General features: G+C 60.7%; 8 protein-coding genes and 1 tRNA gene. All 9 read left to right on the top strand.

The genetic code is table 11. The features are described from left to right. The first annotated feature begins 23 nt into the window (after nucleotides 1-23). The 9 genes from AB1S50_RS04970 (at nucleotide 24) to rpoC (ending at nucleotide 12,335) form a co-directional block, all read left to right on the top strand. Nucleotides 24-99, top strand: a tRNA-Trp gene (locus AB1S50_RS04970). Between the two features lie 95 nt (nucleotides 100-194). Next, entirely contained in the window at nucleotides 195-563 is a 369-nt protein-coding gene (gene secE, locus AB1S50_RS04965) for a preprotein translocase subunit SecE (protein ID WP_367149363.1), read from the top strand. 10 nt (nucleotides 564-573) lie between these two features. Next, nucleotides 574-1,107 carry a transcription termination/antitermination protein NusG gene (gene nusG, locus AB1S50_RS04960; protein WP_367149362.1) on the top strand — a complete coding sequence of 178 codons (534 nt, stop codon included), beginning with the start codon at nucleotides 574-576 and terminating at the stop codon, nucleotides 1,105-1,107. Between the two features lie 170 nt (nucleotides 1,108-1,277). Beyond that, complete coding sequence (gene rplK / locus AB1S50_RS04955) at nucleotides 1,278-1,709, top strand: 50S ribosomal protein L11 (RefSeq protein ID WP_020411126.1); 432 nt, start codon at nucleotides 1,278-1,280, stop codon at nucleotides 1,707-1,709. Next, nucleotides 1,710-2,405 carry a 50S ribosomal protein L1 gene (rplA, locus tag AB1S50_RS04950; RefSeq protein ID WP_367149361.1) on the top strand — a complete coding sequence of 232 codons (696 nt, stop codon included), beginning with the start codon at nucleotides 1,710-1,712 and terminating at the stop codon, nucleotides 2,403-2,405. 280 nt (nucleotides 2,406-2,685) lie between these two features. Beyond that, nucleotides 2,686-3,180: a 50S ribosomal protein L10 gene (rplJ, locus tag AB1S50_RS04945; protein WP_367149360.1), complete on the top strand. Its 495-nt coding sequence runs from the start codon at nucleotides 2,686-2,688 to the stop codon at nucleotides 3,178-3,180. Between the two features lie 77 nt (nucleotides 3,181-3,257). Continuing rightward, nucleotides 3,258-3,626 carry a 50S ribosomal protein L7/L12 gene (gene rplL / locus AB1S50_RS04940; protein WP_367149359.1) on the top strand — a complete coding sequence of 123 codons (369 nt, stop codon included), beginning with the start codon at nucleotides 3,258-3,260 and terminating at the stop codon, nucleotides 3,624-3,626. A gap of 299 nt (nucleotides 3,627-3,925) precedes the next feature. After that, a complete protein-coding gene (gene rpoB, locus AB1S50_RS04935; RefSeq protein WP_367149358.1) occupies nucleotides 3,926-7,999 on the top strand; it encodes a DNA-directed RNA polymerase subunit beta in 4,074 nt (1,357 codons plus the stop codon). 106 nt (nucleotides 8,000-8,105) lie between these two features. After that, complete coding sequence (rpoC, locus tag AB1S50_RS04930; RefSeq protein ID WP_367149357.1) at nucleotides 8,106-12,335, top strand: DNA-directed RNA polymerase subunit beta'; 4,230 nt, start codon at nucleotides 8,106-8,108, stop codon at nucleotides 12,333-12,335. Nucleotides 12,336-12,365: the final 30 nt, after the last annotated feature.

Below are 12,365 nucleotides of genomic sequence, written 5' to 3'. Positions count from 1 at the left end.
GCGTAATGGGCCCGAATGGATACAGGCCAGTAGTTCAATTGGTAGAGCACCGGTCTCCAAAACCGGCTGTTGGGGGTTCGAGTCCCTCCTGGCCTGCCAACTTTTCAACCGCCCCGCCGGGTCGTGCCTGAGGGCGTCACGAGTCCTCGCCATGTATGGCTGGCTTGTGTGTGTTAGCGCTAAGGGCTTCGTTTATGAATGCTAAAGTAGAAGCGAAAACCTTTCGACTGGACGGTCTGAAGTGGCTGCTGGTTGCGCTGCTGGTGGGCGCTGCGGTCGCGGGCAATTCCTACTATGCTGAATTCCCGCTGTTGTACCGCGTGCTGGCAATGGTCGCGCTCATTGTCGTGGCACTGGCCGTTGCCTTCAATACAGCGAAGGGCAATGCGCTCTGGACCCTGTTGCGGGAAGCGCAGGCCGAAGTGCGTCGAGTCGTCTGGCCGACGCGCCAGGAGGCAACTCAGACTACCTTGATTGTGATGGTCGTCGTGTTGATTATGGCGCTGATTTTATGGGCGCTGGATTCAGCTCTGGGCTGGGCGGCCTCCAAGGTTATCGGCTAAAGGTTGATACATGTCTAAGCATTGGTATGTGGTTCAGGCTTACTCCGGCTACGAGAAACGTGTTGCGTCTTCTCTGAAGGAGCGTATCGAGCTACAGGAAATGGGGCACCTGTTCGGTGAAGTGCTGGTGCCCACCGAGGAAGTGGTGGAGATGCGCGCAGGCCAGAAGCGCAAGAGTGAGCGCAAGTTTTTCCCCGGCTATGTCCTGGTGGAAATGGAACTGAATGACGACACCTGGCACCTGGTGAAAGAGACGCCGCGGGTGCTGGGCTTTATCGGTGGCAAGGCGGACAAGCCGGCACCGATTACCGATCGCGAGGCTCAGGCGATTCTCAACCGGATCGACGATTCCGTCGACAAGCCCAAACCCAAGACTCTGTTTGAGCCCGGTGAAATGGTGCGGGTCATCGACGGGCCTTTCAATGATTTCAACGGTGTGGTGGAAGAGGTCAACTACGAGAAGAGCCGCCTGCGTGTCGCAGTGCTGATCTTTGGACGCTCCACCCCGGTAGAGCTGGAGTTTGGCCAGGTAGAAAAAGCCTGAGCCCAGCGAGATTTTCAGCCCCCTTCCACCCATAGGGTGGTAGGGGGCTTTCGCGTCCCTGGAAACTGCCGTCATTGCGGCGGGCCGCCGGGGAACCCTGGGGAGCCGGGCGTTGCGGTTTTGCTGCCGTACAGCGCAGGCGCTACCACCCAAATCAAGAGGAAGCTGTAATGGCTAAGAAAGTCGAAGCTTATATCAAGCTACAAGTGAAGGCCGGCCAGGCCAATCCGAGTCCGCCCGTCGGCCCCGCACTGGGTCAGCACGGTGTGAACATTATGGAGTTCTGTAAGGCCTTCAACGCCCAGACCCAGAGCCTGGAACCGGGTCTGCCGGTGCCGGTTGTGATCTCCGTATACAGTGATCGCTCCTTCACCTTTATCATGAAGTCTCCGCCCGCTGCGGTACTGCTGCGCAAGGCCGCTAAGATCAAGAGCGGTTCTGGTCGACCGAATACCGACAAGGTCGGTAAGGTGACCCGCGCGCAGTTGGAAGAGATCGTAGAAATGAAGAAGGCCGATCTGACTGCATCCGATATGGACGCCGCCGTACGCACTATCGCCGGTTCCGCGCGCAGTGCCGGTATCGAAGTGGAGGGTCTCTAAGTGGCTAAATTGAGCAAGCGTCAGCGCGCTATCGCTGAAAAAGTCGAAGCTGGCAGGACCTACGGCTTTGAAGAGGCCGTGGCCCTGTTGAAGGAATTGTCCAAGGTGAAGTTCGCAGAGACTGTGGACGCCTCGGTTAACCTGGGCATAGACCCGCGCAAATCCGACCAGGCTGTTCGCGGTGCGACCACTCTGCCCCACGGTACCGGTAAAGATGTGCGCGTTGCAGTTTTCACCCAGGGTGCCAACGCCGACGCCGCCAAGGAAGCGGGCGCGGACCTGATCGGTATGGACGAACTGGCCGCTGACGTAAAAGCGGGCAAAATGGACTTCGACGTAGTGATTGCCTCTCCCGATGCGATGCGCGTAGTGGGCCAGCTGGGTCAGATTCTCGGCCCGCGCGGCCTGATGCCGAACCCGAAAACCGGAACTGTCACCCCGGACGTGGCCACTGCGGTTAAAAACGCCAAGGCGGGCCAAGTGCGTTTCCGTGCCGACAAAGGCGGCATCATCCACGGTGGTATCGGCAAGGTGAACTTTGACGCGGCCGCGTTGAAGGAAAACCTGGAGGCCCTGGTGGCGGACCTGAAGAAGGCCAAGCCGGCTTCCGCGAAAGGCGTGTTCCTGAAAAAGATCACCCTGAGCACCACCATGGGCCCCGGGCTGACTATCGATCAGTCCTCCCTGAATATTTAATCCGCTGTAGGGCGACCCCTCGGGCTCGCCCTCAGTGCTACCGAACTTTGGGGTTCGCTGGAATGCCTCGGCAGGAAAGCGGGCCGTCAAAGACCGTAGGTGCCCGATGCGTTGAGGTTTAACGTATCTGGCTTAATGCGGACTCCGGCCAGGCTGGCCAAGCAGGGGTCCGAGCCTACGCAGACGGTGTCGCCCAAACCAGTATTTATGCTGGATTTGAGCTTTATGCACCGGAACGATCGGGCTGAGCCCGGTTTTTTTCAAATCCAGGAGTGACACTATGGCTATTGGACTCGAAGACAAGAAAGTGATTGTCGCGGAAGTCCAGCAGGCTGCTGAAGGCGCTCTGTCAGCGGTGGTTGCGGATTCCCGCGGCGTTACCGTGAATGACATGACCGCCCTGCGCAAAGAGGCACGCGAGAACGGCGTTTGGTTGAAGGTCGTCCGCAACACTCTGGCGCGTCGCGCTCTGGCCGGTACCGATTACGAATGTCTGACTGACAAATTCGTGGGTCCCAGCATCATTGCATTCTCCAACGAACATCCAGGTGCCGGTGCGCGCATCCTGAGTCAGTTCGCCAAGGGCAATGACAAGCTGGAACTGAAAGGTGCCGCCTTTGAAGGCGCGGTCACCGACGTCGCACTGTTGGCAAGCCTGCCGACATACGACGAGGCGATCGCCAAGCTGATGAGCGTGCTCAAAGAAGCGTCTGCTGGCAAGCTGGTCCGCACTATCGCGGCCATTCGCGAGCAAAAAGAGCAGGAAGCTGCGTAACAGATTCGCGCTGGCGAATTGCAGTTTCGAAACGAAATACGAGCAGCTACTGCTCAAACCAATTCAGGTAATGAATTATGTCTCTGACTAAAGAAGATATCATCAACGCAGTTGCCGAAATGTCCGTTAAGGACGTTGTCGAGCTGATCGAAGCTATGGAAGAGAAGTTCGGTGTAACCGCTGCCGCAGCTGTTGTAGCTGGCCCGGCTGGTGGTGAAGCCGCCGCTGAAGAGAAGGACGAGTTCGACGTGATCCTGACTTCCGCCGGCGACAAGAAGGTCAACGTGATCAAGGCCGTACGCGGTCTCACCGGCCTGGGCCTGAAAGAGGCCAAGGCGCTGGTCGACGGCGCTCCGAGCCCGCTGAAGGAAGGCGTGAGCAAGGACGAGGCCGAAGCGGCCAAGAAGGACCTGGAAGAGGCCGGCGCAACCGTAGAGCTGAAGTAATTCGGTTGCCGAAAGGCTCCGCTGTCGCCGGCAGGGCCGGCGGTCAGCGGCGAGGCTGGTGGATTTTTGTCCGCCGGCCTTTTTGCCGTTTGCGGGACAGGGGTTTGTGTCGCTCCCTCGCCGGGTATTGCGCCGGTACTTAGACACATTCAACGCGGGCCGGGCTCACCAGCGCGGCTGCAGGAGAGGGTTCCGACCAGCGCAGGGAAACGTTTGCGCTGATCAGAGGCTTCTCGCCCGGAGGGGCTCCCGACTGGGGTCCCACGAAGTCTTGTCACTGATCAAGCTGGGGAATATGAATGGCTTATTCGTACACTGAGAAAAAACGTATCCGCAAGGATTTTGGCAAGCTGCCAAAGGTCATGGATGTGCCCTTCCTGCTTGCGATACAGCTGGATTCATATCGCAACTTTACGCAGGCGGATGCGCGCCCCGACGACCGCCGGGACGTGGGCCTGCAGGCGGCGTTTAAGTCTGTATTTCCGATTGTGAGCTACTCCGGTAATGCGGCTCTCGAATATGTGAGCTACACCCTGGGCAAGCCCGCCTTCGATGTCAAGGAATGTACCCTGCGCGGCGTGACCTACGCCTGTCCCCTGAGGGTGCGCGTGCGCCTGATCATTTATGACAAGGAGTCCGCCAACAAGGCTATCAAGGACATCAAGGAGCAGGAAGTGTACATGGGCGAGATTCCGCTCATGACCGACAACGGCACCTTTGTGATCAATGGTACCGAGCGTGTGATCGTGTCACAGCTGCATCGCTCCCCGGGTGTATTCTTCGATCACGACAAGGGCAAGACCCACTCCTCCGGCAAGCTGCTGTACGCCGCGCGCGTTATCCCCTACCGCGGCTCCTGGCTGGATTTCGAGTTTGACCCGAAAGATCTGGTATTCGTGCGTATCGACCGCCGCCGCAAACTGCCGGCGACCATCCTGCTGCGCGCCCTGGGCTACAGCTCCCAGGAAATGCTGGAGATGTTCTTCGAAACCAGCAGGTTCGAATTGCGCGAGGAGTCCGTCAGCCTGGAGCTGATTCCCTCCCGCCTGCGCGGCGACGTCGCCTCCTTCGATATCAAGGACAACAAGGGCAAGGTCATCGTCGAAGAGGGTCGCCGCATCACCCCGCGCCATATTCGCCAGCTGGAAAAAGCCGGTGTGGAAAAACTGGAAGCGCCGTTGGAATACCTGCTCGGCCGGACTCTGGCCCACGACATCATCGACGAGTCCACCGGTGAAATCGCAGTCGACTGTAACGCGGAGATCACCGAAGAGGTCATCGCCAAGCTGCGTTCACTGAACGTCAAGCACTTCGAGACCCTGTACACCAACGACCTGGACCGCGGTCCTTTTATCTCCGACACTTTGCGCGCAGACCCTTCCCGCACCCAGCTGGAAGCCCTGGTGGAAATCTACCGTATGATGCGCCCGGGCGAGCCGCCCACCAAGGAGTCCGCGGAGTCCCTGTTCGAGAATCTGTTCTTCGCCGATGAGCGCTACGACCTGTCCGCCGTTGGCCGGATGAAATTCAACCGCCGCCTCGGCCGCGAAGACGAAACCGGTCCCGGCACCCTGAGCAAAGAGGATATTGTCGAAGTCCTCAAGACGCTGATCGATATCCGCAACGGCCAGGGCATGGTGGATGATATCGACCACCTGGGTAACCGCCGGGTGCGCTCCGTGGGCGAAATGGCGGAAAACCAGTTTCGCGTAGGCCTGGTGCGGGTGGAGCGGGCGGTCAAGGAGCGTCTGTCCATGGCCGAGTCCGAAGGACTGATGCCGCAGGACCTGATCAACGCCAAGCCGGTTGCGGCCGCAGTGAAGGAGTTCTTCGGCTCCTCGCAGCTGTCCCAGTTTATGGACCAGAACAACCCGCTGTCGGAAGTGACCCACAAGCGCCGTGTTTCCGCTTTGGGCCCGGGCGGACTGACCCGCGAGCGCGCCGGTTTTGAGGTGCGGGACGTGCACTCCACCCACTATGGCCGGGTGTGTCCGATTGAAACGCCGGAAGGCCCCAATATCGGCCTGATCAACTCGCTCGCCACCTATGCACGTGCCAATCACTACGGTTTTCTCGAAAGCCCCTACCGGAAGGTGGTCGATGGCCAGGTCACCGATGAGATCGAGTATCTGTCGGCGATCAACGAGGCCAACTATGTAATCGCCCAGGCGTCCGCCGCGGTAGACGGTAACGGCCGCTTCACCGACGACCTGGTGAGTGTGCGCCACCAGAACGAATTTACCCTGAAGGCGCCGGGGGAAATCCAGTATATGGATGTTTCTGCCCGCCAGGTGGTCTCCGTGGCTGCGGCCATGATCCCCTTCCTGGAGCACGACGACGCCAACCGGGCACTGATGGGCTCCAACATGCAGCGTCAGGCGGTGCCGACCCTGCGCGCCGAAAAGCCGCTGGTGGGCACCGGTATGGAGCGCACTGTAGCGGGCGACTCCGGCGTGTGCGTGGTGGCCAGGCGCGGCGGTGTGATCGAGCGCGTGGATTCCAGTCGCGTGGTGGTACGTGTGCACGACGCCGAGGTGGAGGCCGGTGAGGCGGGCGTGGATATCTACAACCTGACCAAATATATCCGCTCCAACCAGAATACCTGTATCAACCAGCGCCCCATCGTCAATACCGGCGATGTAGTGGCCCGCGGTGATATTCTCGCCGACGGCCCGTCCGTGGATCTGGGTGAGCTGGCCCTGGGGCAGAATATGCGCATCGCATTTATGCCCTGGAATGGCTACAACTTCGAGGATTCCATCCTCATCAGCGAGCGGGTGGTACAGGAAGACCGCTTCACCACCATCCACATCCAGGAGCTGACCTGTATTGCCCGGGACACCAAGCTGGGCAGTGAGGAAATTACTGCGGATATCCCCAATGTGGGCGAGTCTGCACTGAACAAGCTCGATGAATCCGGCATCGTCTATATCGGTGCGGAAGTGGGCGCCGGTGACATATTGGTGGGCAAGGTCACTCCAAAAGGGGAAGCCCAGCTGACCCCGGAAGAGAAGCTGCTGCGCGCCATCTTTGGTGAGAAGGCCTCCGATGTGAAGGACTCCTCCCTGCGTGCGCCGAGTGGCACCCGCGGTACCGTGATCGACGTGCAGGTATTTACCCGCGACGGCCTACAGAAAGACCAGCGCTCCATCGACATCGAAAAGGCGCAGCTGGACGAGGTGCGCAAGGACCTGAACGAGGAATACCGCATCGTCGAGGGCGCCACCTTTGAGCGTCTGCAGGCGGCCCTGGAAGGCCAGAAGGTCGCCGGAGGCAAGGGCGTCAAGAAGGGCGACCTGCTGACGGCGGAAATCCTGGCCGGCCTGGAGCGCGACGACTGGTTCAAGTTGCGCATGGCGGAAGACAGTCTCAACGAGCAGTTGGAAAAGGCCGAAGCGCAGCTCACGGAGCGCCGCAAGCTGCTCGACGAAGCCTTCGAAGACAAGAAGAAAAAACTGGAGTCCGGCGACGACCTGGCGCCCGGTGTACTGAAAATCGTCAAGGTCTACCTGGCGATCAAACGCCGCATTCAGCCCGGTGACAAGATGGCCGGTCGCCACGGCAACAAGGGCGTTATTTCCGTGATCAAGCCGGTCGAGGATATGCCCTACGACGAGAACGGCGAGCCGGTGGATATAGTCCTGAACCCCCTGGGCGTTCCCTCGCGGATGAACGTGGGTCAGGTGTTGGAAATGCACCTGGGCATGGCCGCCAAGGGACTGGGTGCCAAGGTCGATCAGATGGTCAAGGAGCAGCGGGAAGTGTCCAAGGTGCGCGGTTTCCTGGAGGAGGTCTACAACTCCAGCGGCGGGCGCAAGGAAGAGCTGAACGCACTCTCCGATGAGGAAGTCATGGCCATGGCGCAGAACCTGCGCAGAGGGGTGCCCATGGCGACACCGGTGTTCGACGGCGCCGACGAGAGTGAGATCAAGCAGCTGCTGCGCCTCGCGGATCTGCCGGAGTCCGGCCAGATCACCCTGCACGACGGTCGCACCGGCGATGCGTTTGAGCGCCCGGTGACTGTGGGCTACATGTACATGCTGAAGCTGAACCACTTGGTGGACGACAAGATGCACGCGCGTTCCACCGGTTCCTACAGCCTGGTTACCCAGCAGCCGCTGGGGGGCAAGGCGCAGTTCGGTGGCCAGCGTTTCGGGGAGATGGAGGTCTGGGCGCTGGAAGCCTACGGCGCCGCCTACACTCTGCAGGAGATGCTTACGGTCAAGTCCGACGATGTGGAGGGACGCACCAAGATGTACAAGAACATTGTCGACGGCGACCACCGCATGGAGCCGGGCATGCCCGAGTCCTTCAATGTACTGGTCAAGGAGATCCGTTCGCTCGGTATGAACTTCGAGCTTGAGAACGAGTAACAAGGGTCCCTTGTCGGATTCAGTAGATTGCGGCCGGCGGCGCGGCGACAGCCCGCCCGGCCCGCCCGGCCCAGCCGGGATGACTACCCCCTAGTGGAGAAAGGCTTTGAAAGATTTGTTAAACCTGGTGAAGGATCGGGACCAGCTGGAAGAATTTGACGCTATTCGCATCGGTCTGGCGTCTCCCGACATGATCCGCTCCTGGTCCTACGGCGAAGTGAAAAAGCCGGAGACCATCAACTACCGCACCTTCAAGCCGGAGCGTGAGGGGCTGTTTTGCGCCAAGATCTTTGGCCCGGTGAAGGATTACGAGTGCCTGTGCGGCAAGTACAAGCGCATGAAGCACCGCGGCATTATCTGTGAGAAATGTGGCGTTGAGGTGACCAAGGCCAAGGTGCGCCGCGAGCGTATGGGCCACATCGAACTGGCCAGCCCGGTGGCCCACATCTGGTTCCTGAAATCCCTGCCGTCCCGTATCGGCCTGCTGCTGGATATGACCCTGCGGGATATAGAGCGGGTACTCTACTTCGAATCCTATGTGGTCACCGATCCCGGCATGACCACCCTGGAGCGCGGCCAGCTGCTCAACGACGAACAGTACTTCGAGGCGATGGAGGAGTTCGCCGATGAGTTCGAGGCCAAGATGGGCGCCGAGGCGATCCAGGAGCTGATGCACGACATTGACCTGCCGTCGGAAATCCAGCGTCTGCGGGAAGAGATTCCAGCCACCAACTCCGAGACCAAGATCAAGAAGCTGTCCAAGCGCCTGAAGTTGCTGGAGGCCTTCTACAAGTCCGGCAACAACCCCGAGTGGATGATCATGCAGGCCCTGCCGGTGCTGCCGCCGGACCTGCGCCCCTTGGTACCCCTGGATGGCGGCCGCTTTGCGACCTCCGACCTGAACGACCTCTACCGCCGCGTGATCAACCGCAACAACCGCCTGAAGCGGCTGCTGGAACTTAACGCGCCGGACATCATTGTGCGCAACGAAAAGCGCATGCTGCAGGAATCCGTGGACGCGCTGCTGGACAACGGCCGCCGCGGCCGCGCCATTACCGGCTCCAACAAGCGCCCGCTGAAATCCCTCGCGGACATGATCAAGGGCAAGCAGGGCCGCTTCCGCCAGAACCTGCTGGGCAAGCGCGTGGACTACTCCGGCCGCTCCGTGATCGTGGTGGGGCCGACCCTGCGGCTGCACCAGTGTGGCCTGCCCAAGAAAATGGCGCTGGAGCTGTTCAAGCCGTTTATTTTCGGCAAGCTGGAAGCCCGCGGCCTGGCCACCACCATCAAGGCGGCCAAGAAAATGGTTGAGCGCGAAGAGGCGGTGGTGTGGGACATTCTCGACGAGGTGATCCGCGAGCACCCGGTACTGCTCAACCGTGCGCCGACCCTGCACCGTCTGGGTATCCAGGCGTTCGAGCCGGTATTGATCGAAGGCAAGGCGATCCAGCTGCACCCGCTGGTGTGTGCGGCCTATAACGCCGACTTCGACGGCGACCAGATGGCGGTACACGTACCCCTGACCATCGAGGCGCAGCTGGAATCCCGCGCGCTGATGATGTCCACAAACAATATCCTGTCGCCTGCCAACGGCGAGCCCATCATAGTGCCGTCCCAGGACGTGGTACTGGGCCTCTACTGGATGACCCGCGACCGGGTCAACGACAAGGGCGAGGGGATGTTCTTCTCTGATATCAAGGAGGTCAGCCGCGCCTTTTACGCCAAGCAGGTGGGACTGCAGGCGAAAATCAAGGTGCGTATCGACGAAGTGGTCGTCGGTGAGGATGGTGAAAAAGAGGAAAAGCGCACCGTTTACGATACCACCGTCGGTCGCGCCCTGCTGTGGAACATAGTGCCGCAAGGCCTGCCCTTCGAGCTGGTCAACCAGCCCATGAAGAAAAAGGCCATTTCCCGTGTATTGAACGAGTGCTACCGCAAGGTGGGGCTCAAGGCGACGGTTATTTTTGCCGACCAGTTGATGTATACCGGTTTTGACTTCTCCACCAAGTCCGGTTCCTCCATCGGTGTGAACGACTTCGAGATCCCGGCAGCCAAGGCGGATCTGATCGCGGCGGCGGAAGAGGAGGTCAAGGAGATCGAGAGTCAGTTCGCTTCCGGTCTGGTCACCGCCGGTGAAAAATACAACAAGGTTATCGACGTCTGGTCCCGAACCAATGACAAGGTGACCCAGGCGATGATGGCCGGCATCAAGAAGGAGCCGGTCATCGACCGGGAGGGCAGGGAGACCCAGCAGGATTCCTTCAACTCCGTCTATATGTATGCGGACTCCGGCGCGCGGGGCTCCGAGGCGCAGATTCGTCAGCTCGCCGGTATGCGCGGTCTGATGGCCCGTCCGGACGGCTCCATTATGGAGAGTGCCATTACCGCCAACTTCCGCGAGGGTTTGACCGTACAGCAGTACTTCATCTCCACCCACGGCGCCCGTAAGGGTCTGGCGGATACCGCACTGAAAACCGCCAACTCCGGTTACCTGACCCGCCGCCTGGTGGACGTGGCCCAGGACGTGGTGATCACCGAAGTGGACTGCGGCACCGACGACGGCCTCACCATGGCGCCGGTGATCGAGGGTGGCGACGTGATCGAGTCCCTCGGCGACCGTATCCTGGGCCGGGTTGTGGCCCGGGACGTGATCAGGCCCGGCAGCGACGAGATTGCCGTTCCCGCCGGCACCATGATCGACGAGAAGTGGGTGCAACGCATCGAAGCCATGGGTATCGACGAGGTGCTGGTGCGCTCGCCAATCACCTGTGAGACCGGGCACGGTATCTGCTCCCAGTGTTACGGCCGCGATCTGGCCCGCGGCCACCGCGCCAACTCCGGTGAGTCTGTGGGTGTTGTCGCCGCCCAGTCCATCGGTGAGCCGGGCACCCAGCTGACCATGCGGACCTTCCATATCGGTGGTGCGGCGAGCCGCGCTTCCGCTGCGGACAGCGTCCAGGTCAAGCAGGGCGGTACCGTGCGCCTGCACAATGTGAAGACCGTGAAAACTGAAGCGGGCAATCTGGTAGCGGTATCCCGCTCCGGTGAGCTGGCGGTCGCCGACAGTGCCGGCCGTGAGCGGGAGCGCTACAAGCTGCCCTATGGTGCACAGATTACCGTTGCCGAGGGCGCCGAAGTGGATGGGGGCCAGATAGTGGCCAAGTGGGACCCGCATACCCACCCCATCATCACCGAGGTTGCCGGTTGGGTGCGGCTTTCAGGCATGGAGGAAGGGCTCTCCGTGCGCAAGCAGACCGACGAGATCACCGGTCTCTCCTCTATCGAGATTATCGATCCGGCCGAGCGCCCGGCGGCGGGTAAAGACCTGCGCCCGGCGGTGACCCTGGTGGATGAAAGTGGCGAGGAACTGACCCTGGCCAGCAGCAATGCCCCGGCCCACTACGCACTGCCGCCGCGGGCCATCCTCAGCCTGAAGGATGGGGACAAGGTGAATGTGGGTGATGTTATCGCCCGTATACCGCAGGAATCCGGCGGTACCAAGGACATCACCGGTGGTCTGCCGCGGGTGGCCGACCTGTTCGAGGCGCGCAAGCCGAAAGAGCCGTCCATCCTGGCGGAAATCTCCGGTACCGTTTCCTTCGGTAAAGAGACCAAAGGCAAGGTGCGCCTGCAGATCACGCCCCGGGATGGCAAGCCACTGGCCAACGGCAAGGATCACTACGAGGTCCTGATTCCCAAGCACCGCCAGCTGACCGTGTTCGAGGGTGAAACCGTAGAAAGGGGCGAGGTCATCTCCGACGGTCCGCCCAGCTCCCACGATATCCTGCGCCTGAAAGGCGTCGAGGAGCTGGCGCGCTACATCACCAACGAGATCCAGGAGGTCTATCGTCTCCAGGGTGTGGGCATCAACGACAAGCACATTGAAGTGATCGTGCGTCAGATGCTGCGCAAGGTGGAAATCACCGAGATGGGCGATTCAGAGTTCATCAAGGGCGAGCAGGTGGAATACCAGCGTGTGATCGAGGAGAACGAGCAACTGCGGGCCGAGGGCAAGCAGCCGGCCCAGTTCGAGCGCCTGTTGCTGGGTATCACCAAGGCATCCCTGGCCACCGAGTCCTTCCTGTCCGCGGCATCCTTCCAGGAGACCACCCGCGTCCTCACCGAGGCAGCCGTGACCGGCAAAGGGGACAGTCTGCGCGGTCTGAAAGAAAACGTCGTTGTGGGCCGCCTGATTCCGGCGGGTACCGGTCTGGCCTACCACAGCGAGCGCAAGCGCAAGCGCAGCCTGCAACTACCTCTGGGCCAGGCGGAAGGTCCGTCTGCAGCAGAGGTGGAAGCGGCGCTGACCGAAGCCCTCAAATCGTCCGGGGGCTAAATGGTCAATCCGCAACTGCTGCGGTTGCGG

This window comes from Microbulbifer discodermiae (assembly GCF_040742695.1).
Classification (GTDB): domain Bacteria; phylum Pseudomonadota; class Gammaproteobacteria; order Pseudomonadales; family Cellvibrionaceae; genus Microbulbifer.
Note: the sequence above shows the minus strand (reverse complement) of the source record. Positions and strands in the feature narration are given on the sequence as shown.

What these genes read in the sequence shown, in the direction of transcription:
- rpoB (WP_367149358.1), top strand. Translation starts at nt 3,926, where the DNA reads ATGGCTTATTCGTACACTGAGAAAAAACGTATCCGCAAGGATTTTGGC.
- rplJ (WP_367149360.1), top strand. Translation starts at nt 2,686, where the DNA reads ATGGCTATTGGACTCGAAGACAAGAAAGTGATTGTCGCGGAAGTCCAG.
- rplK (WP_020411126.1), top strand. Translation starts at nt 1,278, where the DNA reads ATGGCTAAGAAAGTCGAAGCTTATATCAAGCTACAAGTGAAGGCCGGC.
- rplL (WP_367149359.1), top strand. Translation starts at nt 3,258, where the DNA reads ATGTCTCTGACTAAAGAAGATATCATCAACGCAGTTGCCGAAATGTCC.
- secE (WP_367149363.1), top strand. Translation starts at nt 195, where the DNA reads ATGAATGCTAAAGTAGAAGCGAAAACCTTTCGACTGGACGGTCTGAAG.
- nusG (WP_367149362.1), top strand. Translation starts at nt 574, where the DNA reads ATGTCTAAGCATTGGTATGTGGTTCAGGCTTACTCCGGCTACGAGAAA.